At 51.4% G+C, this 24,655-nt stretch carries 20 protein-coding genes; 12 read left to right on the top strand and 8 right to left on the bottom strand.

Annotation, left to right across the window (positions count from 1 at the left end; translation table 11 throughout):
- Nucleotides 1-224 precede the first annotated feature (224 nt).
- Entirely contained in the window at nucleotides 225-1,916 is a 1,692-nt protein-coding gene (ligB, locus tag GZ59_RS00220) for an NAD-dependent DNA ligase LigB (protein WP_011091688.1), read from the bottom strand.
- A gap of 443 nt (nucleotides 1,917-2,359) precedes the next feature.
- Between ligB and gmk the strand changes: the two genes are divergently transcribed.
- The 7 genes from gmk (at nucleotide 2,360) to GZ59_RS00180 (ending at nucleotide 11,736) form a co-directional block, all read left to right on the top strand.
- A complete protein-coding gene (gmk, locus tag GZ59_RS00210; RefSeq protein WP_011091686.1) occupies nucleotides 2,360-2,983 on the top strand; it encodes a guanylate kinase in 624 nt (207 codons plus the stop codon).
- Nucleotides 2,984-3,036: 53 nt separating this feature from the next.
- Nucleotides 3,037-3,312: a DNA-directed RNA polymerase subunit omega gene (rpoZ, locus tag GZ59_RS00205; protein WP_011091685.1), complete on the top strand. Its 276-nt coding sequence runs from the start codon at nucleotides 3,037-3,039 to the stop codon at nucleotides 3,310-3,312.
- An 18-nt stretch (nucleotides 3,313-3,330) separates the two neighbouring features.
- Nucleotides 3,331-5,430: a bifunctional GTP diphosphokinase/guanosine-3',5'-bis pyrophosphate 3'-pyrophosphohydrolase gene (gene spoT, locus GZ59_RS00200; protein ID WP_011091684.1), complete on the top strand. Its 2,100-nt coding sequence runs from the start codon at nucleotides 3,331-3,333 to the stop codon at nucleotides 5,428-5,430.
- Between the two features lie 5 nt (nucleotides 5,431-5,435).
- Nucleotides 5,436-6,128 carry a tRNA (guanosine(18)-2'-O)-methyltransferase TrmH gene (gene trmH, locus GZ59_RS00195; RefSeq protein WP_039289307.1) on the top strand — a complete coding sequence of 231 codons (693 nt, stop codon included), beginning with the start codon at nucleotides 5,436-5,438 and terminating at the stop codon, nucleotides 6,126-6,128.
- Nucleotides 6,128-8,209 (top strand): ATP-dependent DNA helicase RecG, encoded by a 2,082-nt coding sequence (gene recG / locus GZ59_RS00190; protein WP_039294602.1) that lies wholly within the window; start codon nucleotides 6,128-6,130, stop codon nucleotides 8,207-8,209. Before trmH ends, recG begins: the two co-directional genes overlap by 1 nt.
- Nucleotides 8,210-8,498: 289 nt before the next feature.
- Entirely contained in the window at nucleotides 8,499-9,887 is a 1,389-nt protein-coding gene (locus GZ59_RS00185) for a nucleobase:cation symporter-2 family protein (RefSeq protein ID WP_011091681.1), read from the top strand.
- 157 nt (nucleotides 9,888-10,044) lie between these two features.
- The gene (locus GZ59_RS00180; protein WP_039289305.1) at nucleotides 10,045-11,736 is read left to right on the top strand and encodes an AsmA family protein; all 1,692 of its coding nucleotides are present in this window, start codon (nucleotides 10,045-10,047) and stop codon (nucleotides 11,734-11,736) included.
- A gap of 309 nt (nucleotides 11,737-12,045) precedes the next feature.
- Here GZ59_RS00180 and fabY read toward each other — a convergent pair whose 3' ends face one another.
- The 4 genes from fabY to typA form a co-directional block, all read right to left on the bottom strand.
- Complete coding sequence (fabY, locus tag GZ59_RS00175; RefSeq protein ID WP_039289303.1) at nucleotides 12,046-12,987, bottom strand: fatty acid biosynthesis protein FabY; 942 nt, start codon at nucleotides 12,985-12,987, stop codon at nucleotides 12,046-12,048.
- A gap of 122 nt (nucleotides 12,988-13,109) precedes the next feature.
- Nucleotides 13,110-13,547, bottom strand: coding sequence for a D-aminoacyl-tRNA deacylase (dtd, locus tag GZ59_RS00170; RefSeq protein ID WP_039289301.1), 438 nt, complete (start codon nucleotides 13,545-13,547; stop codon nucleotides 13,110-13,112).
- Nucleotides 13,548-13,611: 64 nt separating this feature from the next.
- On the bottom strand, nucleotides 13,612-14,223 hold the full coding sequence (gene yihX / locus GZ59_RS00165; RefSeq protein WP_039289299.1) for a glucose-1-phosphatase: 612 nt from the start codon (nucleotides 14,221-14,223) through the stop codon (nucleotides 13,612-13,614).
- Nucleotides 14,224-14,384: 161 nt separating this feature from the next.
- Nucleotides 14,385-16,208, bottom strand: a complete 1,824-nt coding sequence (gene typA, locus GZ59_RS00160; RefSeq protein ID WP_011091676.1) for a ribosome-dependent GTPase TypA — start codon at nucleotides 16,206-16,208, stop codon at nucleotides 14,385-14,387.
- 369 nt (nucleotides 16,209-16,577) lie between these two features.
- On the opposite strand from typA, the gene glnA reads away from it, so the two are divergent.
- The 4 genes from glnA to GZ59_RS23360 all read left to right on the top strand — a co-directional run bounded on the left by glnA (nucleotide 16,578) and on the right by GZ59_RS23360 (nucleotide 21,064).
- On the top strand, nucleotides 16,578-17,987 hold the full coding sequence (gene glnA, locus GZ59_RS00155; protein ID WP_011091675.1) for a glutamate--ammonia ligase: 1,410 nt from the start codon (nucleotides 16,578-16,580) through the stop codon (nucleotides 17,985-17,987).
- 340 nt (nucleotides 17,988-18,327) lie between these two features.
- On the top strand, nucleotides 18,328-19,377 hold the full coding sequence (glnL, locus tag GZ59_RS00150; protein ID WP_039289296.1) for a nitrogen regulation protein NR(II): 1,050 nt from the start codon (nucleotides 18,328-18,330) through the stop codon (nucleotides 19,375-19,377).
- Between the two features lie 8 nt (nucleotides 19,378-19,385).
- Nucleotides 19,386-20,798, top strand: a complete 1,413-nt coding sequence (gene glnG / locus GZ59_RS00145) for a nitrogen regulation protein NR(I) (protein ID WP_011091674.1) — start codon at nucleotides 19,386-19,388, stop codon at nucleotides 20,796-20,798.
- Nucleotides 20,799-20,941: 143 nt separating this feature from the next.
- Nucleotides 20,942-21,064 (top strand): YshB family small membrane protein, encoded by a 123-nt coding sequence (locus GZ59_RS23360; RefSeq protein WP_015842303.1) that lies wholly within the window; start codon nucleotides 20,942-20,944, stop codon nucleotides 21,062-21,064.
- A gap of 183 nt (nucleotides 21,065-21,247) precedes the next feature.
- Here the strand turns inward: GZ59_RS23360 and hemN are convergent, their stop codons facing one another.
- Both hemN and yihI read right to left on the bottom strand, forming a co-directional pair.
- Nucleotides 21,248-22,621 carry an oxygen-independent coproporphyrinogen III oxidase gene (gene hemN, locus GZ59_RS00140; RefSeq protein WP_039289293.1) on the bottom strand — a complete coding sequence of 458 codons (1,374 nt, stop codon included), beginning with the start codon at nucleotides 22,619-22,621 and terminating at the stop codon, nucleotides 21,248-21,250.
- 321 nt (nucleotides 22,622-22,942) lie between these two features.
- Nucleotides 22,943-23,497 carry a Der GTPase-activating protein YihI gene (gene yihI, locus GZ59_RS00135; RefSeq protein ID WP_011091672.1) on the bottom strand — a complete coding sequence of 185 codons (555 nt, stop codon included), beginning with the start codon at nucleotides 23,495-23,497 and terminating at the stop codon, nucleotides 22,943-22,945.
- Nucleotides 23,498-23,697: 200 nt separating this feature from the next.
- Here yihI and yihA point away from each other — a divergent pair, with 200 nt between their 5' ends.
- The gene (yihA, locus tag GZ59_RS00130; protein ID WP_086935233.1) at nucleotides 23,698-24,336 is read left to right on the top strand and encodes a ribosome biogenesis GTP-binding protein YihA/YsxC; all 639 of its coding nucleotides are present in this window, start codon (nucleotides 23,698-23,700) and stop codon (nucleotides 24,334-24,336) included.
- Nucleotides 24,337-24,544: 208 nt separating this feature from the next.
- Here yihA and spfP read toward each other — a convergent pair whose 3' ends face one another.
- A complete protein-coding gene (gene spfP, locus GZ59_RS24115) occupies nucleotides 24,545-24,592 on the bottom strand; it encodes a small protein SpfP (protein ID WP_071892919.1) in 48 nt (15 codons plus the stop codon).
- Nucleotides 24,593-24,655: the final 63 nt, after the last annotated feature.

Genomic DNA, 24,655 nt, shown 5'->3' with positions numbered 1-24,655 from the left:
TCTGAAGCTATACGACAACATCCCCATGCCTGAGTTCAACGGAAATAATCAGACTCTCTCACGCATTTTTATATCGCAAACAGCAAATAGGCTCACACCGTTTAATTGGTAAACTTTACTTATGATTAAGTGGAAAAAACAGAAAAAAATTGTCCTTTTGTGTGAATGAATCTACGAAAAAATAAAAAGTGTGACTCCAACGTTTTCTGAAAAATCCCCCCCGCTTATCTATGTATTCCTTCGAGATCCAACCGAGCAATTAATTCCATAACGATTGGGTGATTCAGGAATGCCATAATCTCTTCTGCGCGTCGTTCCCCAATACCGGAGAACTGTCGCCATTGTTGCGCCGTCCGTTGCTGTAATGCCAACCAATTAACATTATTCAAGGCGCTAATTGCCGAACGAGGAACAGGAATGCCCAGTGCAAGTAGCCAGTGGGATAGCGACTTCTGTCGTGCCGACTGCAAACTCATGTAAATATCTCGCGCCCGCTTATCACCCATACCATTGACGGCATTAAGCTGTGCCTCGGTCAGATATAACCACGACAGCACATCCCCCAGTAAATCATGTTGCATCAAGCGCAGCCACATCCCGTCACGCATTCCCGCCAGATTTAAACCGTGTTCTCCACTCAACCAGACTAAGCGCGCCAAGAATTGCTGTTGGCAAACCACACTATAACGAAAACAGCTAAAAGCATGGAAATTATGTTCATCGGGCGAAACGATGACGGGCCGTTCAGTCCCACGCCATACCACATTATCCAAACGTGGGATCCCCTGCCCAGCCAGGCTGACGCTAACCCGATCGCCCGGCAGCACATCCCATTGTTTCCAACGAGATAGCGAACCCACATTCACTCGACTGACCGATTTGTCATCCAATTTCAAAGGACTAATCTTCAACACCACTGCGACTTTACCCGTCCGCCCGACAGAAAACGCCACATCAACCACTTCAGCAACCTGATGAACAGGCGGGTATTTCCATGCGATCGCCCAGTCGGCCGATGTGTTACGCCAATAGCGCCCCTGCGGTTCTTTAGTCTGGCGGATAACCACGCCATCCGTCACAAAAGGCAGTGGGCTGTGATACCAGTGGTCACGCCATTTCTCCACGTCGGCGAATGACTCAATGGCATGGGTATAGTCTGCCGTCATGGCAAACCCCATTTCCTTCAATTTATCCAGTCGTTCGGGCATCGCTTTTGGGCCATCCGGCCATTCCCAGACAAACAGGCCAATCTGCGATAACACCGGGGATGGCTGATGACGACGCATTTCTCCGGCCACAATCGAGCGTGCATTAACACCGCCCTGAGCATACTGTCGATGATCGGTCATCTTCAGGAAAAGCTCCCCTTGTAATACGAATGAGGAGGGTGCACCGCTTAATAAATGAGGAATATCTGGAATCAGGCGAGCTTTTTCAGTCCAATCTTCACCTTGCAGGCCGTTGCCTCGGCTAACCGCAGATACGAGTTTGCCATGCTGATAAACCAGTGTGACAGCCACACCATCGACTTTTGGCTGAACCCATAAATCCTCACGCTGTACGATCCATTGCACCAACTGCACGCGGTCAGACAATTTTTTCAATCCTGTATGGGCAACAGGATGAGGCTGCTTGCCATTATCAGGTAACCGAGCGGGAATAACGTTTTGGGGTTGAAAGCATTGTGACCACTGGTTTAGCTGTTCCCGCAGTTGATCATAAACATCATCCTCTATCGGGCTTTTCCCTTCGGTGTAATACACGTCATCCCACTGTTCTAACTGCTGACGCAATGCATCAATTTCTTTGCTGGCTCGTGTGTTATCCCAATCAGGGCACACGGCAGCTACCGCAGGGAAACCACCGATGCCCCCAACAACGATGATAATCAAAAATACGCTGTTCCTCAGCCACATAGTACATCCTGCCATCCATTAACGAATGGCCGCAGTACATAGCAACGGAGGGAAAAATACGAGACCCAAAAAGGATAAATGCCAAACGCGCCGCAAGATAATTTATCGTTTGCAGTGCCGATAAAAAGGACAGGAACGCGCTTCGCAATCTAAAAAAGAAACATTGGCAAAAGGTTTGCCCGATGGCATAACGGAAAAACAATCTGCGGAGTATTTATCGCAGCGCGACTGATGGCACATTGGCGTGTATAATGCGGAGAAATGCGCATGTTCCTGCTGTATATACCATAAATAATTCGAGTTGCGGGAAGGCGGCGACACAGTGAGTCCCCAACAGCTTACTCAAGTAAGTGACTGGGGTGAGCGAGGAAGCCAACACACATGCAGCTTGAAGTATGACGGGTATATCAACATCCACCATCGTAACGTAAATAAACTTCATTATGGCTCAAGGCACGTTATATATCGTTTCTGCTCCCAGTGGGGCCGGGAAGTCCAGCCTGATTCAGGCATTATTAAAAACTCAGCCGCTTTACGACACTCAGGTATCAATTTCGCATACCACACGCGCTAAACGACCGGGAGAAAACCACGGCGAACACTATTTCTTCGTCGAAGCTGATGAATTCAAGCGTATGATTCAGGATAGTGAGTTTCTGGAGCACGCTGAAGTCTTCGGTAATTACTACGGTACATCCCGACCGGCAATTGAGCAGGTATTAGCGACAGGCGTTGATGTTTTTCTGGATATCGACTGGCAAGGTGCCCAGCAAATCCGCGCCAAAATGCCGCAAGCGCGCAGTATTTTCATTCTGCCGCCGTCAAAAGAAGAATTGGCTCGCCGTCTGCGTGGCCGTGGGCAAGACAGCGATGAAGTCATTGCCCGCCGTATGTCGCAGGCCGTGGCTGAAATGACGCATTACGGCGAGTATGATTACCTGATTGTGAATGATGATTTCGATCTGGCGCTGCTCGATCTGAAAACCATTATTCGCGCCGAACGTCTGCGCTTGAGCAGACAAAAGATTCGGCATGATGCATTAATCACCAAACTATTGGCAGACTGACGCCTCTTTCAGTATGATGCGCAGTCATTTTATTTCCTGTGGAGTAGCACATTATGGCACGCGTAACTGTTCAAGACGCTGTAGAGAAAATTGGTAACCGTTTTGACCTGGTGTTGGTCGCTGCTCGTCGCGCGCGTCAACTCCAGACTGGCGGCAAAGATCCGCTGGTTCCTGAAGAAAACGATAAGTACACCGTGATTGCACTGCGTGAAATCGAAGACGGTCTGATCAACAACCAGATTCTGGATGTTCGTGACCGTCAGGAACAGCAAGAGCAGGAAGCCGCAGAGATTCAGGCGGTCACCGCAATTGCTGAAGGCCGCCGTTAATCACACCACGAGTCGCCCTTGTACATTTTTGAAAGCCTTAATCTGCTGATTCAACGTTATCTGCCCGAAGATCAGATCAAACGTTTACAGCAGGCTTATCTGGTTGCACGTGATGCTCACGAGGGGCAGACTCGCTCCAGCGGTGAACCCTATATCACACACCCTGTTGCCGTCGCTTGTATTCTGGCGGAGATGCGTCTCGATTACGAAACGCTGATGGCAGCACTGTTGCATGATGTTATAGAGGACACCCCGGCCACTTATCAGGACATGGAACAGCTTTTTGGTAAAAGCGTTGCTGAACTGGTAGAGGGCGTTTCCAAGCTGGACAAACTGAAGTTCCGCGATAAGAAAGAAGCGCAGGCTGAAAACTTTCGCAAAATGATCATGGCGATGGTGCAAGATATTCGCGTCATCCTGATCAAGCTCGCAGACCGTACCCACAACATGCGCACGCTGGGCTCATTACGCCCAGACAAACGTCGCCGCATTGCTCGTGAAACGTTGGAAATATACAGTCCGCTGGCCCATCGACTGGGTATCCATCACCTCAAAACCGAGTTGGAAGAACTAGGTTTTGAGGCACTGTATCCGAATCGTTATCGCGTAATTAAAGAGGTCGTTAAGGCCGCTCGCGGTAACCGCAAGGAAATGATTCAGAAAATCCTGGCGGAAATCGAAGGGCGTTTGACTGAAGCTGGGATTGCCTGCCGCGTTAGCGGTCGCGAAAAACATCTGTACTCCATCTACTGTAAAATGCACCTGAAAGAACAGCGTTTTCACTCCATTATGGATATTTACGCGTTTCGGGTCATCGTCAAAGAGTTGGACACCTGCTATCGCGTGCTCGGTCAGGTTCACAGCCTGTATAAGCCACGCCCGGGTCGGGTGAAAGACTATATCGCCATTCCCAAAGCCAACGGCTATCAGTCGCTGCACACGTCTCTGATTGGTCCGCACGGCGTGCCAGTCGAAGTGCAAATTCGCACCGACGACATGGATCAAATGGCGGAAATGGGTGTTGCCGCGCACTGGGCTTATAAAGAAGGCGAGAGCAGCACCACAGCACAAGTACGCGCGCAGCGCTGGATGCAAAGCCTGCTGGAACTTCAGCAAAGCGCTGGTAGCTCATTTGAATTTATTGAAAGCGTTAAATCCGATCTCTTCCCTGACGAGATGTACGTCTTTACGCCGGAAGGGCGCATTGTGGAACTTCCCGCAGATGCAACGCCTGTCGATTTCGCCTATGCGGTACACACCGATATCGGCCACGCCTGCGTCGGTGCACGCGTCGATCGTCAGCCTTACCCGCTGTCACAATCACTCACCAGCGGTCAAACCGTTGAAATCATTACCGCACCGGGTGCCAGACCGAATGCCGCCTGGCTCAACTTTGTGGTTAGCTCCAGAGCGCGTTCCAAAATTCGCCAGATGCTGAAAAACCTCAAGCGTGATGATTCTGTGAGCCTCGGACGTCGTTTACTGAACCACGCATTAGGCAACGGCCGCAAACTCTCCGATATCCCTGAAAAGTCGATTCAGCTTGAGCTTGAGCGCATGAAGCTCGCTACGCTGGACGATCTGATGGCGGAAATTGGTATGGGTAATGCCATGAGCGTCGTTGTAGCGAAAAATCTGCTGAATGAGCAATCCGAACTGGGAACCTCCGGGTTGCGCAAACTGCCGATAAAAGGCGCAGATGGCGTCATGCTCTCCTTTGCCAAATGCTGTCGCCCCATCCCCGGCGATCCGATCATTGCCCACGTCAGCCCCGGTAAAGGGTTGGTTATTCACCATGAATCCTGTCGCAACATTCGCGGCTACCAGAAAGAACCTGAAAAATTCATGGCGGTAGAGTGGGATAAGGTGACAGAACAAGAGTTTATCGCCGAAATTAAAGTGGATATGTTCAACCATCAGGGCGCATTGGCGAACCTGACCGCCGCGATCAACGCCGCGAACTCCAATATTCAGAGTATCAATACGGAAGAGAAGGACGGCCGCGTATACAGCGCCTTTATCCGCCTCACCACCCTTGATCGCGTTCATCTGGCTAACATTATGCGTAAAATTCGCGTGATGCCGGACGTCATCAAAGTTAACCGTAACCGAAATTAATCGTCATGACTCCTCAACGTTATGCACGGATAAAAGAAATGCTGAACGGCCGTCAGCCCGATCTGACGATTTGCATGGAGCAGGTGCATAAACCCCATAACATTTCTGCCGTTATCCGTACCGCGGATGCCGTCGGCGTACATCAGGTCCATGCGATTTGGCCCACCAGTCGAATGAAAACGCTGGTTTCCTCCGCCGCAGGCAGTAATAGTTGGGTGCAGGTTAAAACCCATCGCACCATACAGGATGCGGTCGGCCACCTGAAGAATGAAGGGATGCAGGTTCTGGCGACCAATTTGTCTGAACACGCGGTCGATTTTCGGGAAATTGATTACACCCGCCCAACCTGTATTTTACTCGGGCAAGAAAAAACCGGCATAACTGCTGAAGCGCTCAAGCTGGCCGATCGGGATATCATCATTCCGATGACCGGCATGGTGCAGTCGCTGAATGTCTCGGTGGCCTCTGCGTTGATCCTGTATGAAGCACAGCGCCAACGCCAGATCGCTGGCATGTATCAGCGTGAAGATAGCCCGCTGGATGAAGAAGAGCAGCAGCGCCTACTGTTTGAAGGGGGCTATCCGGTACTGGCTCGCGTTGCAAAACATAAAGGGCTGCCTCGCCCTTATATTGACCATCAGGGTCAGATTGTAGCGGATACCCCGTGGTGGGCCGCGATGCAATCGTCGGGGTGCTGATGAAAGGTCGCCTGCTGAATACCCAACCGCTAAGCACACTTGCTGGCGTGGGTGCCAGTCAGGCAGCAAAACTCGCACGACTCGGGCTGGAAACCGTGCAGGATTTATTGCTGCATTTGCCCTTGCGCTACGAAGACCGCACACACCTTTACCCGATTGGCGACCTCCTTCCCGGTATGTATGCCACCGTGGAAGGTGAAATCCTACGCAACGACATCACCTTTGGCAGCCGTCGCATGTTGACCTGCCAAATCAGCGACGGCAGCGGTCTGCTGACCATGCGCTTCTTCAATTTCAGCGCAGCGATGAAAAACAGCCTCGCGCCGGGACAACGCGTTACCGCTTATGGTGAAATAAAGCGCGGCAAAATCGGCGCGGAGATCATCCATCCTGAATATCGTGTTCAGGGGGATAGTACGCAGGTTGAGCTACAGGAATCGCTCACACCGGTTTACCCCTCCACGGAGGGCATTCGTCAGGCGACCCTGCGCAAGCTCACCGATCAGGCGCTGGAGCTGCTCGCCGCAAACCACATCGATGAGTTACTGCCTGAATCACTGAGTCGATCGCTGATTAGCCTGCCAGATGCGCTACGCACGTTACATCGTCCCCCGCCTGATATGCAGCTTAGCGAACTTGAGCATGGGAAACACCCAGCGCAGCAGCGGCTGATTATGGAAGAATTACTGGCACATAACCTAAGTATGCTCGCCGTGCGGGCAGGGGAACAACGGCATAAAGCGTCTCCGCTACCGACTAAAGACAGCCTGAAACAACAGTTGCTCGCAGCTCTGCCGTTTACACCTACGCAGGCACAAGAGCGCGTCGTAGCCGAAATCGAAATGGATATGACGAAAGATTTCCCGATGATGCGTCTGGTACAGGGTGATGTGGGTTCAGGAAAAACGCTGGTCGCCGCGCTGGCCGCATTACGTGCGATTGCCAACGGCAAACAGGTCGCGCTGATGGCACCAACAGAGCTGCTAGCCGAACAGCACGTCCATAATTTTCGTCAGTGGTTTGAACCACTGGGGCTTGAAGTCGGCTGGCTAGCTGGCAAACAAAAAGGAAAAGCGCGTCAGGCGCAGCAGGATGCCATCGCCAGCGGTCAGGTCTCTATGGTTGTCGGGACGCACGCCATTTTTCAACAGCAGGTGAAATTCAACGGGCTGGCATTGGTCATCATTGATGAACAGCACCGCTTTGGCGTTCATCAGCGCCTTGCGCTGTGGGAAAAAGGCGAAGAACAGGGCTTTCACCCTCATCAACTGATTATGACCGCCACACCCATTCCCCGTACGTTAGCGATGACGGCCTATGCCGATCTGGATACATCCGTAATTGATGAACTACCGCCGGGCAGAACCCCTGTCACCACCGTCGCCATACCCGACTCACGCCGCAGCGACATTATCGAGCGAGTGAATAGCGCCTGTGAGCAGGAAGGTCGACAAGCCTATTGGGTCTGTACGCTGATTGAAGAATCCGACCTATTGGAAGCGCAGGCCGCAGAAGCCACCAGCGAAGAGCTGAAGGCTGCTCTGCCGAATCTCAAGGTCGGATTGGTTCACGGTCGCATGAAAGCGCAGGAAAAGCTGTCGGTGATGCAGGCCTTCAAACAGGGTGAGCTGCAACTGCTGGTGGCGACAACCGTTATCGAGGTCGGTGTGGATGTACCCAATGCCAGCCTGATGATCATTGAGAACCCAGAGCGTCTGGGCCTGGCGCAACTGCACCAGTTACGCGGGCGCGTCGGGCGTGGTGCGATAGCGTCTCACTGCGTGCTACTCTACAAAACGCCAATGAGCAAGACGGCACAAAAACGGCTTCAGGTTCTGCGCGATAGCAACGATGGCTTTGTCATCGCTCAACGCGATTTGGAGATTCGTGGACCGGGTGAGTTATTAGGTACGCGGCAGACTGGGAACGCAGAATTCAAAGTGGCCGATCTCTTGCGCGATCGGGATTTGATACCCCAAGTACATCGCGTTGCCCGCCATCTGCATGAGCACTATCCCGAGCATGCTATTGCGCTCATCGAACGCTGGCTACCCGAGCGCGCACGCTACACCAACGCCTGATCGCAGCGACGCATTCTTCATTTTTTAAAACTATACACTAAATAATTCAAGTTGCAGGAAGGCGGCAAGCGAAGGAATCCCGATGAGCTTACTCAAGTAAGTGATTCGGGTGAGTGAACGCAGCCAACGTACATGCAGCTTGAAGTATGACGGGTATATCCATTTAAATAATAAGGTATTACTCATCAGACAAAATTCATATCGAAAAGATGAGTTAGCAAACGTTTGCTTTCGACAAAGAGATCATTAAAATGCGCTCTTTGTCGTTTCAGGAACGCCAACTTACATCATGACTACCACCACGGAAACGTCCCAAACCGAAGCCGCTGCCGCACCTCAGCGCAGTGAACTCATCTATCGTCTTGAAGACAGGCCGCCGCTGCCGCAGACGCTGTTTGCCGCCAGCCAGCATCTGCTTGCCATGTTTGTTGCGGTGATTACCCCCGCGCTACTGATCTGTCAGGCATTAGGTTTACCCGCTCAGGATACGCAGCGCATCATCAGCATGTCGCTTTTCGCTTCCGGTCTGGCCTCTATTCTACAAATTAAAACTTGGGGCCCAGTCGGTTCTGGTCTGCTGTCTATTCAGGGCACCAGCTTTAACTTCGTGACGCCGCTGATTATGGGTGGGCTGGCGCTGAAGAACGGTGGAGCAGATGTTCCCACGATGATGGCAGCACTGTTCGGTACGCTGATGGTTGCTTCCTTCACCGAAATCATTCTTTCACGCTTCCTGCATTTAACTCGCCGTATCATTACGCCGCTGGTTTCCGGCATTGTGGTGATGATCATTGGTCTGTCGCTGATTCAGGTCGGCCTGACCTCTATCGGTGGCGGCTATGCCGCAATGGGTAATAACACCTTCGGCGCACCCAAGAACCTGCTATTAGCGGGTGCGGTGTTGGTGGTGATTATTCTGCTTAACCGCCAGCGTAACCCCTACCTTCGCGTCGCGTCGCTGGTGATTGCCATGGCGGTGGGTTATCTAGGTGCCTGGTTGATGGGAATGCTGCCGGAAAGCGCGCCTGCGCCACACGATACGGTCATCATGGTGCCCACGCCGCTGTATTACGGTTTAGGCTTTGATTGGAACCTGTTAATCCCGCTGATGCTGATTTTCATGGTGACGTCGTTAGAAACCATCGGTGACATCACCGCTACCTCTGACGTTTCAGAGCAGCCGGTCAGAGGCCCGCTGTACATGAAACGCTTAAAAGGCGGCGTGCTGGCTAATGGCCTGAACTCATGCCTGTCTGCCGTGTTTAATACCTTCCCTAATTCGTGCTTCGGCCAGAATAACGGCGTTATCCAGCTTACCGGTGTTGCCAGCCGCTATGTCGGTTTTGTGGTTTCGCTGATGCTGATCGCACTGGGGCTATTCCCTGCCGTTAGCGGATTTGTACAGCATATTCCAGAGCCCGTTCTGGGCGGTGCGACTATCGTGATGTTTGGTACGATCGCGGCATCAGGAGTACGCATTGTGTCCCGTGAGCCGCTGAACCGTCGCGCTATCATGATTATTGCGCTGTCACTGGCTGTCGGTCTTGGTGTATCACAGCAGCCATTGATTCTGCAATTCGCACCGGATTGGATTAAAACATTGCTGTCTTCCGGTATTGCCGCTGGCGGGATTACGGCAATCGTGCTGAATATCGTCTTCCCACACGAAGAAAAATAGCGCCAGCACGCAATAATTCCTGTTCAGTTCATGTAAAAGCGAGCGGTGATGCAACACCGCTCGCTTTTTACTGTCTGTAACAGCATTACCTATTGAGCCTTCAGGGAAATTGCGGCATAAGAACAGTTCTCCCTGACGATTGGCATGGACTGACACGATGAAATTTATCGGGAAATTATTGCTGACCCTGCTGCTGCTGGCTTTTTTAGCGCTGGTGGTCGTATACGTATTACTGCAAACCAGTTGGGCAGCAGGCTGGGTGAGTAATTGGGTGAACCAGAACACCGACTACCAGTTATCACTGGGCAAAATTAATCATGACTGGTCAACAGCCGATCATATCCAACTCACCGATGTCAGTTTTGGCCAGAAAAACCAACCGCCGACACTCACTGCAAAGCAGGTTTCAGCAGGGTTTAGCGCGCGCCAAGTTACCGAACCGCGCCATTTTGCCAGTCTGGAACTGGAAGGCGGTACGCTGAACCTTTCCTCGCAGGCCGCCACACTCCCTATCGAAGCCGATGTGCTACAGCTGCGTACAATGGCATTACAGGCAAAGGACGGTGATTGGCGTCTGAATGGTCAACAGATCAACGGCGGCATTATGCCGTGGCAGCCCGAAGCGGGCTATCTACTAGGCAAACAAGGGCAGTTCCAGCTCAGCGCCCGTTCACTCGAACTCAACGATATTCCCGCCAGTCAGGTATTGGTTCAGGGTGAAATCAACCACAACCAGCTGATTCTGAGCAACTTCGGCGCTGATGTCGCTCAGGGACAGTTAACGGGCAACGCCAGCCGTGCAGAAGATGGCAGTTGGCAGGTCGGTAGCCTACGACTAAGTAATGTTCGTTTGCAAACGCAGAGAACGCCGGAAGCTTTCTGGCAGCCCGTCACCGAACTTCCCTCTGTTACGGTTAACCGCTTTGACCTGATTGATGCCCGAATTGAAGGGCCGGGATGGGCGTTTATCGACCTTGACGTTGCCCTGCAAAATGTCACGTTTAAACAGAATGACTGGCAAAGTGAAGGGGGAACGCTGTCGTTCAATGCCACCGACATTGTGAACGGCAACATGCACCTTATCGACCCTATCGTAAATCTGGATTTGTCGCCGGCGGGCATTAACATCAAGCAGTTTTCTACCCGCTGGGAAGGCGGTCTACTGCGAACCAATGGCAATTGGCAGCGTAATAATCGTCGTCTACAGCTAAATGAATTTGTTGTCGCAGGGATGGAGTACACGCTCCCCGGTGACTGGCGTCAACGCTGGCAAGCGACGCTTCCATCATGGCTGGCAGAAGTGAATGTGCGAAAATTCACGGCGAATCGCAATCTGCTAATCGATATCAACCCAGATTTTCCTTTCCAGCTAACCGCATTGGATGGCTACGGCAGCGATTTGCTGCTGGCTCGTAACCACCAATGGGGAATGTGGACGGGATCGTTGAATCTTAATGCCAGCAACGCAACGTTCAATAAAGTCGATGTTCGCCGCCCTTCGATAGCGCTAGTGGCCAACGATAATCAGATCGCCATTAACGAACTTAGCGCATTTACGCAAAATGGCATGCTGGATGCCAAGGCGACCATCAATCAGCAACCGGCTCGCAATTTTTCCCTGTCGCTGACAGGGCGCGCTGTACCGCTGGATGTACTGACGCGCTGGGGATGGCCAGAACCCACAACCGCACCGACAGGCAACACGAATTTGCAATTGCAGTTGAATGGGCGGCTTGCCGCCGATACACCGCTGAAGCCGACGTTAAACGGTACGCTGCAAGGCGTGGATAGCAACGACCATCCGATCAGGCAGCAAATGCATCAGGGAGCCGTGACAGAAGCGCAATAAATATTTCGTTTTCAAAATACGGACGAGCAAAGCGTCCACTGTGTCATAGCGTGCTGAAACAACAGAGTAAACACTCATACTGGCCACTTAAGTATAGTGTTAGGGGGAAACACGGTGATGAGGCTCCCGCAGGGATGCCCCGCACCGTGGTAGCACCCAGTATCTCGATCCTTAAACGATCGGCATTAAGATAAACCCCGTGAAAATCACGGAGTTTACTAAGACGATATATGGATATCACGAGGTACTGCTGGTTAGCGCGAAGAGTGATGTACGGATGAGAATAACGTCATAATACGCAGCCGCGGGTTAATCAACTTCCGATCCCCCCTCTTCTAATGGCGCATCCGGCTGAGCTGGCAGCACGATATAAACCCCCTCAAATAGCGCCCCTTTATTGTCATCACCGAACAGCTCTACGTTTAACTGCACGCGCGCCTTACGCCCACGCGCAAGACGATCCAGATCGCCGCTCAGCGACCCCAAATCAGCAATCGCGCTCGGTCGGCCACTTACTGGCGTACTGTAACGAATATGCGCATCCGCCAGAATGATCGTTCCACCAAGGTGCCGTTCACGCAGCAGCAACCAGATCAATCCCCAACCCGTGAGCGTTGCGAGAGAAAACATGCTGCCAGCAAAAAGCGTGTGATGCGGGTTCTGATTACCCGCTTCAGGCATGGTAGTGATAAATTTTTTCCCAGTGTACTGGCTTATCCGCACACCCATTTTTTCACTCAAAGGGATATGATCGTACCAGGCCTGTTGCAGTTGCCCGCACCAGTCAGCACGATGCAAAATATCATCTAGCGTCGCCACCGGTTTGATCATCAGGAAATGCCGTACTGGCGTCGTTTGTGGCGCCGAAATCTCCCCCTGATTAACAAAACCTAGTTTGGAGAAGAAGTCCATTGCGTCTTCGCGAGCGCTACAGACTACGCGCTTGACGCCTTCCTGACGCGCGACAGACTCCAGAGTAATCGCAAGCAGTGTTCCTAACCCTTTCCCCCGCAGATCGGGATGAACGGCTAGAAAGCGGATTGCAGCCTCATTATCCGCATTGATAGAAAGACGCCCAATTGCGACCAGCCTCCCCTGTTCATCGACCACGGTTTGGTGGTGTGCCAACGCATCATAGGCATCACGCTCAGAGCCTAGTGGCTGGTGTAGAGGTTTACGCAGCATTTCCCAGCGAAATTGATAGTACGCATCCAGGTCTTCAGCGCTTTCAGGTACTCTCAAATGATACATAACCCTTCCTCTATGCCGATGATGCTTTATTGCACCATGGCTCATAAAATCAAACCGCTGACAAACTTATACACGGAACGGCAACGACAATTACGCTTTTTACAATACGGTTGTAGCCAACATTATGTTTGCAGCCAAAACGTCACAGGGCCATCATTCACCAATGCCACTTTCATATCCGCGGCAAATTGCCCCGTTTCCGTGTGAACACCTTGCTCACGACACTGCTCGACAAAATACTGATAGAGACGATCGGCCTCTGAGGGATGCGCTCCACGGGAAAACCCAGGTCGCATGCCACGCTGCGTATCAGCCACTAGCGTAAATTGAGAAACCACCAGCACATTACCGCCAGCCTGACGCACATTGAGGTTCATTTTCCCGTCATCGTCAGCGAATATCCGGTAGCCCAACACACGTTCGCAAAGTCGCGTGGCTTTTTGTTCGTCATCGCCTTGCTCAACGCCCAGCAAGATCAGCAAACCCTTATCGATTTCCCCAATGATATTGCCTTCTACCGTAACGCTGGCACTGGAAACCCGCTGAATTAGCGCAATCATAAAACCCAGCTACTCCTGATGTTCTCATTCCCAATAGGGACTATGTCCGCCCCTGCGATATAAATCATGCTTTGGCCGTTGTTGCCTGCATAGCAAAAAAGTCCGTTACCACCTGACGATCGGTCACCAGAATGCTGTGAATGCCTAGGCTCTGTGCGGCGTCGACGTTCGCGGAATTATCATCAAAAAACACGGCTTGTGCTGGCGTAACGCCTTCTTGCGTCAGGACATATTGATAAATCGCCAATTCCGGCTTACGTAATCCAATATCTTGCGACAAATAGAGTCTGTCGGCAGCCGTCGCCACCTCTGGGAATAACGCAGGCCAGTGTGAACAGTGGAGGCGATTGGTATTCGACAAAATCACCACGCGGTGCCCTTCCTGACGCAGACGCTGCATGATGTCGATAACTTCAGGGCGCAACGCGACAAAAATAGCCTGCCAGCCAGCGGTGAATTGCTCGAAGCTCAGGGCGATGCCCATTTCCTGACACAGTCTGGTGGCAAACTCTTCATCGCTGATTTCGCCCCGTTCATGCTGTTCAAACGCTTCGCCCATGACAAAGCGCTCTTGCAGCGTCGCGAGCGGCGCGCTGCTCAGATTACTCCAGACGCCCAATACTCTTTTGAAATCAATATCAATGACAACATTACCCAAATCAAAGATATACAGCATGGCAGCCACCTCCTGACGTAATCGTAGGATTTTCACTGTAGCGGGAAATGGCGAAACTGAACAGGGAGGAAATATAAGGAAAGGTTAAAGTGGAAGAAAGCGCATAAAATTCAGGGCACCCGAAGGTGCCCTGTTGCGTGACAATACAAATCAGTCTGAAATTAGACGTCTTTGCTGCCGCGGCTCGCGCGCTTACGATCGTTTTCGGTCAGATGACGCTTACGAATACGAACAGACTGCGGCGTAACTTCAACCAATTCGTCATCATCAATGAACTCTAGCGCTTGTTCCAGAGACATTTTGATAGCCGGAACCAGCGTGGTTGCTTCATCAGTACCTGATGCACGCATGTTGGTCAGTTTCTTACCGGTCAGACAGTTTACGGTCAGATCGTTAGAACGTGAGTGAATACCGATGATCTGGCCTTCATACACTTCTGCACCGTGTCCGAGGAACAGCTTACCGCGATCTTGCAGGCTGAACAGCGCAAACGCGACTGCTTTACCCTGACCGTTAGAGACCAGCACGCCGTTCTGACGTTGACCGATTTCACCCTGACGCACGTCATCGTAGTGACTGAAAGTGGAGTACAGCAGACCAGTACCAGACGTCATGGTCATGAATTCGGTACGGAAACCGATCAGACCACGAGCAGGGATCAGGTAATCCAGACGGATACGACCCTTGCCATCTGGGATCATGTCTTTCACATCACCTTTACGCTCACCCATGGCTTGCATGACTGAACCCTGGTGCTGTTCTTCGATGTCCAGCGTAACGTTTTCAAACGGCTCTTGGTTACGACCGTCAATAACACGGTTAATAACCTTTGGACGAGATACGGCCAGTTCAAAGCCTTCACGACGCATGTTTTCGATCAGAACTGACAGGTGCAATTCACCACGGCCAGAAACACGGAACGCATCAGCGTCTTCGGTTTCGTCAACACGCAGGGCAACGTTGTGCACCAGCTCTTTGTTCAGACGCTCCAGAATCTGGCGCGACGTCACATACTTACCTTCTTTACCACAGAATGGTGAGGTATTGACGTTGAAGAACATGGTAACGGTAGGTTCATCCACGCTCAGTGCTGGCAGCGCTTCGACATTCTGCGGATCGCAGATGGTGTCGGAAATGTTCAGCTCGCCCAAACCGGTAATCGCGATGATATCGCCTGCTTCCGCTTCGGTAGCGTCGATACGCTCCAGACCCAGGTGAGTCAGAACTTTACCGACTTTACCGTTACGGGTTTTGCCTTCGCTATCAACAATAGTAACTTGTTGGTTAGGCTTAACTTTACCGCGCTTGATACGGCCGATACCGATAACGCCAACATAGTTGTTGTAGTCCAGCTGAGAGATCTGCATCTGGAACGGCGCATCCATCTCAACCAGAGGCGGAGAAACGTGATCGACAATAGCTTGATACAGCGGAGTCATATCTTCCGCCATGTCGTTATGGTCGAGACCCGCGATACCATTCAGCGCAGAAGCATAAATGATCGGGAAATCCAGTTGCTCGTCAGTCGCATCCAGGTTCACGAACAGGTCGAATACCTGATCGACAACCCAGTCAGGACGCGCACCAGGACGGTCAACTTTGTTGATAACCACAATAGGTTTCAGACCGTTGGCAAACGCTTTTTTGGTCACGAAACGAGTTTGCGGCATAGGGCCATCCATCGCATCAACAACCAGCAGTACCGAGTCAACCATCGACATAACACGCTCAACCTCGCCGCCGAAGTCGGCGTGTCCCGGGGTATCTACGATGTTAATACGGTAGTCTTTCCAATTAATGGCGGTATTTTTTGCGAGGATAGTAATTCCACGCTCTTTCTCCAAATCGTTGGAGTCCATCACACGCTCAGTTGCTTCGACACGTTCACCGAACGTTCCGGATTGTTGCAACAGCTTGTCAACCAGGGTGGTTTTCCCATGGTCAACGTGCGCAATAATGGCGATGTTACGCAAATTTTCGATCACAGCTTTGCCTCAGGCATTTAGAAATAGCGCGCTATTGTACACGTATTAATCGAGGGACTAAACAAGATCACAAGCATCTATGATAAACAACCTAGAGCTGCCTGCTTTGTGATCCCTTTCACGGTGCAAAAGCGCTACAAGCGAACATGAATGCACCAAATAAGTGCAATAATTCACATACGAAGCACCAACTTGGTGCTTTAGACTATAATGGTGCAGTGGGTTTCCGTGAGAAAGCCCCAAGGGGCAACACATTGCACGAATTTAAAAAGTTGGCACACTTTTAGCTTTAGTCTACTCACGGCAACAACATCAATCCACAACGATATTCGTTCCACGACGATAAATGACCAATCGGGAGAACCAAGTATGTCCGCAGAACATGTTTTGACGATGCTGAATGAGCACGAAGTGAAGTTTGTTGATTTACGCTTCACGGATACTAAAGGTAAAGAGCAGCACGTCACCATTCCGGCTCATCAAGTCAATGCCGACTTCTTCGAAGAAGGTAAAATGTTTGATGGTTCCTCGATTGGCGGCTGGAAAGGTATTAACGAGTCAGACATGGTTCTGATGCCAGATGCCAGCACCGCGATGATTGATCCGTTCTTCGAAGATACCACGCTGATCATTCGTTGTGACATCCTTGAGCCAGGCACCATGCAAGGCTATGACCGTGACCCGCGTTCTATCGCGAAACGTGCGGAAGATTTCCTGCGTTCTTCCGGTATCGCCGACACCGTCCTGTTCGGGCCTGAGCCAGAATTCTTCCTGTTTGATGACATCCGTTTCGGCAGCAGCACTTCCGGTTCCCATGTTGCTATCGACGATGTCGAAGCCTACTGGAACTCCGGTAAAGCATACGAAGGTGGTAACAAAGGTCACCGTCCAGGCCTGAAAGGCGGCTATTTCCCAGTTCCACCTGTCGATTCATCACAGGACATCCGTTCTGCTATGTGTCTGACCATGGAGCAAATGGGTCTGGTTGTTGAAGCTCACCACCACGAAGTGGCTACCGCTGGTCAGAACGAAGTGGCTACCCGCTTCAACACCATGACCAAAAAAGCTGACGAAATTCAGATCTACAAATATGTCGTGCATAACGTGGCTCACGCCTACGGTAAAACAGCGACCTTCATGCCAAAACCCATGTTCGGTGATAACGGTTCTGGTATGCACTGCCACATGTCTCTGTCTAAAGACGGCACTAACCTGTTCGCTGGCGACAAATACGGCGGCCTGTCTGAAATGGCTCTGTTCTACATCGGCGGTGTTATCAAGCACGCTAAAGCCATCAACGCCCTGGCGAACCCAACCACCAACTCCTACAAGCGTCTGGTCCCAGGCTACGAAGCACCTGTTATGCTGGCTTACTCTGCCCGTAACCGTTCTGCTTCAATCCGTATCCCAGTGGTTGCTAGCCCGAAAGCACGTCGTATCGAAGCGCGCTTCCCAGACCCAGCAGCTAACCCGTACCTGTGCTTCGCTGCACTGCTGATGGCTGGCCTCGACGGCATCATCAACAAAATCCACCCTGGCGATGCGATGGACAAAAACCTGTACGACCTGCCGCCGGAAGAAGAAGCAGAGATTCCAAAAGTTGCAGGTTCTCTGGACGAGGCCCTGGCTGCACTGAACGAAGACCGCGAGTTCCTGACCCGTGGTGGCGTGTTCACCGACGACGCTATCGAAGCGTATATCGAACTGCGTAAACCTGAGATTGACCGCGTTCGTATGACGCCACACCCAGTTGAGTTCGAACTGTACTACAGCGTGTAATAACGAAAGCATCTTATTTATACCCTAAATAATTCGAGTTGCGTGAAGGCGGCAACCGCACGAATCCCCAGAAGCTTACACAAGTAAGTGACTGGGGTGAGTAAGAGAAGCCAACGCACAAGCAGCTTGAAGTATGACGGGTATACCTCGGTGTGGTTGGGTGTGCTGATACCCGGCCATCGCCGATAAACAACAGAATACTAAGAAGTTTGTTCTTGTTGCCGTGGAAACGCCTCAGCCCATCTTTGGATGGGCTTTTTTCACCACCGGCATTGGCCGCTGCGACGTAACATTCATCATCCACACTACAATGCACCATGCTGGTGCGGGAGTCTGCATTATGGCAACAGGCACGCTGCCCGATGCTGGGCAGATCCTAAATTCTCTGATAAACAGCATCTTATTGCTGGATAACGATCTAGCGATTCACTATTCCAACCCGGCAGCACAGCAATTACTGGCACAAAGCTCGCGTAAATTATCCGGCACACCGCTGCCAGACTTGCTGGGATATTTTTCTCTGAATATCGATTTACTGCGTGAAAGTCTGGATTCAGGGCAAGGTTTTACGGATAACGAAGTCACGCTCGTCGTGGATGGCAAAGCGCACATCATGTCGCTCACCGCTCAGCGGGTACAGAACGATTTTATTTTACTGGAGATGGCGCCGATGGATAATCAGCGCCGTCTCAGTCAGGAGCAGCTTCAACATGCGCAGCAGCAGGCCGCCCGTGATTTGGTCCGAGGCCTGGCGCATGAGATAAAAAATCCGCTTGGCGGGTTGCGCGGTGCTGCACAGTTACTTGCCAAGGCATTGCCCGACCCAGCATTGACGGAATATACCAAGGTCATCATCGAACAGGCGGATCGCCTGCGTAATCTGGTTGATCGCCTGCTCGGGCCACAGCAGCCTGGCCTGCACGTCACCCAAAGCATCCATCAGGTCGCCGAACGCGTTTGCCAACTTGTCTCGCTGGAAAAGCCAAATAACGTGACGCTGGTAAAAGATTATGACCCCAGCCTGCCAGAGTTGACGCACGACCCCGACCAGATTGAACAGGTTTTGCTGAATATTACCCGCAATGCGCTACAGGCGCTGGGCGAGGAAGGCGGGACGATTACGATACGTACCCGCACGGCTTTTCAGCTCACTTTACACGGCGTGCGCTACCGTCTCGCCGCACGTATTGACGTGGAAGATGATGGCCCCGGCGTACCTGCTCAACTACAGGACACACTGTTTTACCCGATGGTGAGCGGACGCGAAGGGGGAACCGGTTTAGGGCTTTCCATCGCCCGCAGTCTTATCGACCAGCACTCCGGTAAAATTGAATTTAACAGTTGGCCAGGACACACCGAATTCTCGGTTTACCTGCCTATTCGCCAGTGAGGTTCACAATGCAACGAGGGATAGTCTGGATTGTCGATGACGATAGCTCCATCCGTTGGGTGCTTGAGCGCGCGCTTGCTGGTGCGGGTTTAACCTGCGCAACGTTTGAGAACGGAAATCAGGTACTGCATGCGCTGGCGACACAAACGCCTGACGTTCTGCTGTCCGACATCCGCATGCCAGGGATGGATGGATTGGCGCTCTTACAGCAAATCAAACAGCGCCACCCGATGCTCCCGGTCATCATTATGACGGCACATTCCGATCTGGATGCCGCCGTCAGTGCTTATCAACAGGGCGCGTTCGACTATTTGCCGAAACCGTTTGATATTGATGAAGCTGTCGCGCTGGCTGAGCGCGCGATCAGCCATTATCTGGAACAGCAACAGCCGGTACGCAACCAGCCGATCAATGGCCCGACAACGGACATTATCGGCGAAGCACCTGCGATGCAGGATGTCTTTCGCATCATTGGCCGCCTGTCTCGCTCATCGATCAGTGTACTGATTAACGGCGAATCGGGAACGGGTAAAGAACTGGTGGCGCATGCCCTGCATCGTCACAGTCCGCGCACCAAAGCCCCTTTTATCGCCCTGAATATGGCAGCAATTCCTAAAGACCTGATCGAATCAGAATTGTTTGGTCATGAGAAAGGCGCATTTACGGGCGCAAACCAAATTCGTCAGGGCCGCTTTGAACAGGCCGATGGTGGTACGCTGTTTCTGGATGAAATCGGCGACATGCCGCTAGACGTGCAAACACGTCTGTTGCGCGTATTGGCCGACGGGCAGTTTTATCGCGTTGGCGGCTATGCCGCGGTGAAGGTGGATGTCCGCATTATCGCGGCAACACACCAAAACCTTGAACAGCGCGTGCAGGAAGGTAAATTCCGTGATGACCTGTTTCACCGCCTGAACGTGATCCGCGTTCATCTGCCGCCGCTGCGTGAGCGTCGGGAAGATATCCCCCGTCTGGCGCGTTATTTCTTGCAGGCCACGGCCAAAGAGTTGGGTGTCGAACCGAAGAATTTGCATCCAGAAGCGGAAACGGCACTAACCCGTTTACCGTGGCCTGGCAACGTTCGCCAATTGGAGAACACCTGCCGCTGGTTGACGGTCATGGCCGCGGGCCAGGAGGTGCTGATTCAGGATCTGCCACCTGAGCTGTTCGAGACCACTGCGCCCGATTCTACCGTGCATATTTTGCCAGACAGTTGGGCAACGCTATTAGCACAATGGGCCGATCGTGCGCTGCGTTCCGGTCATCAAAACCTGCTGGCGGAAGCACAACCAGAAATGGAAAGAACGCTGCTTACGACAGCATTACGACATACGCAGGGACATAAACAGGAAGCCGCAAGGTTACTGGGATGGGGTAGAAATACTCTGACGCGTAAACTAAAAGAGCTGGGAATGGAGTAGTGAGATTGCTTTTTTATTATCCAATTGTTAACAAACAAACTGGTGATAAAAAATACAATCTGGCGCACGAAATTGTCATTAATTTGTCCTTTACTTGCCTCGAGTCAGCAGTATGATCGTGTCGCTGATTCGGGAGGAACACCATGCTGGACTCATTGATTTCCGTTGCAACACATGGCGCTGAAATTGGCTCTGCGGCAAGCCATTCGCCGCAGGCTGCTATTGCCGCCGTTTTGTGTGCTGCACTGATTAACTTCTTTAGTTGATCCTATATACCCTAAATAATTCGAGTTTCAGGAAGGCAGCAAGAGAAGGAATCCCGATGAGCTTACTCAGGTAAGTGATTCGGGTGAGTGAACGCAGCCAACACACCTGCAACTTGAAGTATGACGGGTATAAACGTTTGAGAACAGCCAGTCGGTACTAACATCGACTGGCTGTTTTTTTGGTTAAATCACGCGGGAAAATTGCTGCGTTCTAAGCTTGCTACGTAAATAAACATCAAAACACATACAGATATTGCGGATCAGCAAACGTCCTTTCGGCGTTACAGCCAGCCCGTCTTCCTGACTATCGACTAGCCCATCAGCCACCAGCGGTGCCAATAACGCTAAATCCTGCTCAAAGTAGGTTTTAAAGTCGATGGCATATTCCGCTTCAATCGGCGCATAGCTGAGTTGGAAATTACAAATCAGCGTCTTAATCACATCGCGGCGGAGACAATCATCACGCGTCAGCTGTAACCCACGCCACAGGCCATTTCCTTTGTCTTTGACCTGCGCATAATACTGTTTCAGCTCTTTCTGGTTCTGGGCATAGTTATCACCGATCATACTAATCGCTGAAACGCCCATACCGACAAGATCGCTATCGCCCTGCGTCGTATAGCCCTGGAAATTGCGATGCAGCGTCCCTTCCCGCTGGGCCACCGCCAGCTCATCGTCCGGGCGAGCGAAGTGATCCATACCGATAAACTGGTAGCCCGATTGCGTCAGCGATCCAATCGTCTGTTGCAGAATATCCAACTTTTGCTCCGCACTCGGCAAATCCGCGTCTTTAATCTTGCGCTGTGCCGCAAACAGGCTGGGCAAATGCGCATAGTTAAAAACGCTAAGCCGATGCGGACTTAATTCAGCAACGCGCTGTAGCGTAAAAGCGAAGCTTTCCGGCGTTTGTTTCGGCAGACCGTAAATCAAATCAATATTGGTTGAGGTGAAGCCAAGCGCCTTCGCCCGCTCAATGAGGGCAAAAATAAAGTCTTCATCCTGCTCACGATTGACCAGCTTCTGAACGTCTTTATTAAAATCCTGCACCCCCATGCTAAGGCGGTTAAACCCTTCAGCACGCAGATGATCAAGGACGTCCAGTTCAATTTCCCGCGGATCGACTTCAAGCGACAGCTCAGCCTGCTCAGAAAAAGAGAACAGCTCGCGCAACAGCGACATTAGCCGGCTAATTTGTAATTTATTCAGGTAGGTTGGCGTACCGCCGCCCCAATGCAATTGGGTTACCGTTCGTCCTGCAAATAGCGGCGCACGCTGGCGAATTTCCAGCTCAAGCACATCAAGGTATTCATCCGCTTTATGCTGCTGCCGCGTAACCAGCTTATTACAGCCGCAGAAATAGCACAGCCGATGGCAAAAAGGGATGTGGATATACAGCGACAGCGGTCGCTGTGGGTAACGGGCGATGGCATGCTGAAACGCGGGCTCATCATAAGCTTCACTGAATTCTAACGCTGTGGGATAAGACGTATAACGCGGCCCAGAATAGTTATATTTTTGAATCAGGGCCAGATCCCAGTCAACGGACGGTATCGACATATTCGCTCACTCCTTACAGTTTTTACTCGGTGGGTTATCCTTCCCCTCCTTCAGATCACCAAAAAATGGCGTTCAAAAACGCTCCCGGCGTTTTGCTACTCGTCTCATCCCTGAGACTCGCCCTAAAAGGCCGTCACGTTGTGACGTTCAAAAACGCTCCCGGCGTTTTTGTCTTGGGCGTCGAACTTGATTCACGCGCCCGTTAAACAGGGCGCGATGCAATCTGTGCTTACGCTTCGACAATAGCCATAGTTTACTGAACAGACAGAGCAGATAAAACGTAACCAGCAATATCAGGAGCAGAAACAGCCATTTCATTGATTAGAGCGCGTCTTTCGGGTTATTACGTTTTAAAAGCTGCAACATGTCTTCCTGTTGCTCTTCTTCGTCATCATCACCCAGCTCGATTCCAAGTTCTTCCATCAAGATGTCGATACGGTCCAGCGTTTCATCAACCCATGACTGATCTTTGGCACTCAGCGTTTCGCCACTATCCAGACGATCCAGCAATGCATCCAGACGCGTATCATTTTCTAACATTGCCAGCTCTTCTTCCGGTGACATCGTCGGCTTGGCAGCAACAACTTTCTCCACAGGCTCAGAAGGCTTCGACTTAGGCTTCGGTTTAACGATGGCGCTATCCAACACGCCAAGCTGTACAGGCTTTTTACTGCCGATACGTGGATCGGCTACTTTACGTTGGCCAGAATTCTGATCGGTAGACGCTTTTTCCTGAGTTCGGCTACCCGCTGAATGACCACGATGTTTTTTATCTCTTTTCCGCTCACGCGCTTCACGCTCCAGTTCTTCGCGGGTTTTTCTTTTTACTTTGGATTTTTCTGCCTTATCGGCAACCCCTTTGACAGGTCGGTTCATAATGTTGTTCTCAGGTACACAGATATAAGGGAAGTGCGGCGGAATCTAGCAGAAAGCTGGGTAATAAAAAAGCGCCCATATCAGACGACTGAGCTTTTCTTTTCACATCAGTCTGCTGCACTTTGGGGCAGATAAAGCCGCCTTTATTGTCAGTTACAGGTATAATCCCCAACCAGACAGAGATCCAGATAGAGATAACGATCGTGACCCAGCAATATAACTACCACATGACGCGTTTTATCATCAGCGCTCCGGATATTCGCCACCTGGAAACCGATAACGGTATTGAAGTGGCCTTTGCTGGGCGTTCTAACGCCGGAAAATCCAGCGCGCTGAACACGCTGACCAACCAGAAGAGTCTGGCACGAACCAGTAAGACACCGGGCCGTACCCAGTTGATCAATCTGTTCCAAGTGGCCGAAGGCGTGCGTTTAGTTGACCTTCCCGGCTATGGCTATGCCGAAGTGCCGGAGCAAATGAAGATCAAGTGGCAACGTGCGCTCGGTGAATACCTGCAAAAGCGTAACAGCCTGAAGGGTCTGGTTGTACTGATGGATATTCGCCATCCGCTGAAGGACCTCGATCAGCAAATGATTCTGTGGGCAGTCGATGTCAAGCTTCCAGTCTTAGTGCTGCTGACCAAAGCCGATAAACTAGCTTCAGGCGCACGTAAGGCACAGTTGAATATGGTTCGCGAGGCTGTTTTGCCATTTATGGGTGATATTCAGGTCGAGGCATTTTCGTCACTGAAAAAAATCGGCGTCGATAAACTACAGCAGAAATTGGATAACTGGTTCAGCACATTGCAACACATTGAAGAAGAACAAGACGCTGAATAATCCTTTCGCGTGATGCACGGGTGTCATTACTCACATCACGCCCCCCACTTTCCCGCGATGATTACCCACCAGAGACGTTCTTTTCACACCAAAAATCGTGCTGACACGTTACTATCTGTTAGGCAGTTACTGGCGTTTTCAGGTTAAAAAACTTGGATAAAACCCATAAAAAACGCCCCGCTCAAAACTGAGCGGGGCGGCTAAATATTCAGCCAAATCCGATTACGTGAAGTAAAAGGTCTGAAAGATAGAACATCTTACCTCTGTACCCTACGTCTTTAACTCTACCCTATTTTTTCACGGGAACAAAGGCTTTTTT

The organism is Pectobacterium atrosepticum, assembly GCF_000740965.1.
Lineage (GTDB): Bacteria > Pseudomonadota > Gammaproteobacteria > Enterobacterales > Enterobacteriaceae > Pectobacterium > Pectobacterium atrosepticum.
The sequence above is the reverse complement of the archived record's forward strand: the minus strand, read 5'-3'. Positions and strand labels throughout refer to the sequence as shown.

Bases quoted from the DNA above. Each gene is read 5' to 3' on its own strand.
- dtd (WP_039289301.1), bottom strand. From the start codon at position 13,547: ATGATTGCGCTAATTCAGCGGGTTTCCAGTGCCAGCGTTACGGTAGAA.
- GZ59_RS00180 (WP_039289305.1), top strand. From the start codon at position 10,045: ATGAAATTTATCGGGAAATTATTGCTGACCCTGCTGCTGCTGGCTTTT.
- fabY (WP_039289303.1), bottom strand. From the start codon at position 12,987: ATGTATCATTTGAGAGTACCTGAAAGCGCTGAAGACCTGGATGCGTAC.
- glnA (WP_011091675.1), top strand. From the start codon at position 16,578: ATGTCCGCAGAACATGTTTTGACGATGCTGAATGAGCACGAAGTGAAG.
- GZ59_RS23360 (WP_015842303.1), top strand. From the start codon at position 20,942: ATGCTGGACTCATTGATTTCCGTTGCAACACATGGCGCTGAAATTGGC.
- gmk (WP_011091686.1), top strand. From the start codon at position 2,360: ATGGCTCAAGGCACGTTATATATCGTTTCTGCTCCCAGTGGGGCCGGG.
- trmH (WP_039289307.1), top strand. From the start codon at position 5,436: ATGACTCCTCAACGTTATGCACGGATAAAAGAAATGCTGAACGGCCGT.
- yihX (WP_039289299.1), bottom strand. From the start codon at position 14,223: ATGCTGTATATCTTTGATTTGGGTAATGTTGTCATTGATATTGATTTC.
- recG (WP_039294602.1), top strand. From the start codon at position 6,128: ATGAAAGGTCGCCTGCTGAATACCCAACCGCTAAGCACACTTGCTGGC.
- yihI (WP_011091672.1), bottom strand. From the start codon at position 23,497: ATGAACCGACCTGTCAAAGGGGTTGCCGATAAGGCAGAAAAATCCAAA.
- glnG (WP_011091674.1), top strand. From the start codon at position 19,386: ATGCAACGAGGGATAGTCTGGATTGTCGATGACGATAGCTCCATCCGT.
- hemN (WP_039289293.1), bottom strand. From the start codon at position 22,621: ATGTCGATACCGTCCGTTGACTGGGATCTGGCCCTGATTCAAAAATAT.
- GZ59_RS00185 (WP_011091681.1), top strand. From the start codon at position 8,499: ATGACTACCACCACGGAAACGTCCCAAACCGAAGCCGCTGCCGCACCT.
- rpoZ (WP_011091685.1), top strand. From the start codon at position 3,037: ATGGCACGCGTAACTGTTCAAGACGCTGTAGAGAAAATTGGTAACCGT.
- glnL (WP_039289296.1), top strand. From the start codon at position 18,328: ATGGCAACAGGCACGCTGCCCGATGCTGGGCAGATCCTAAATTCTCTG.
- ligB (WP_011091688.1), bottom strand. From the start codon at position 1,916: ATGTGGCTGAGGAACAGCGTATTTTTGATTATCATCGTTGTTGGGGGC.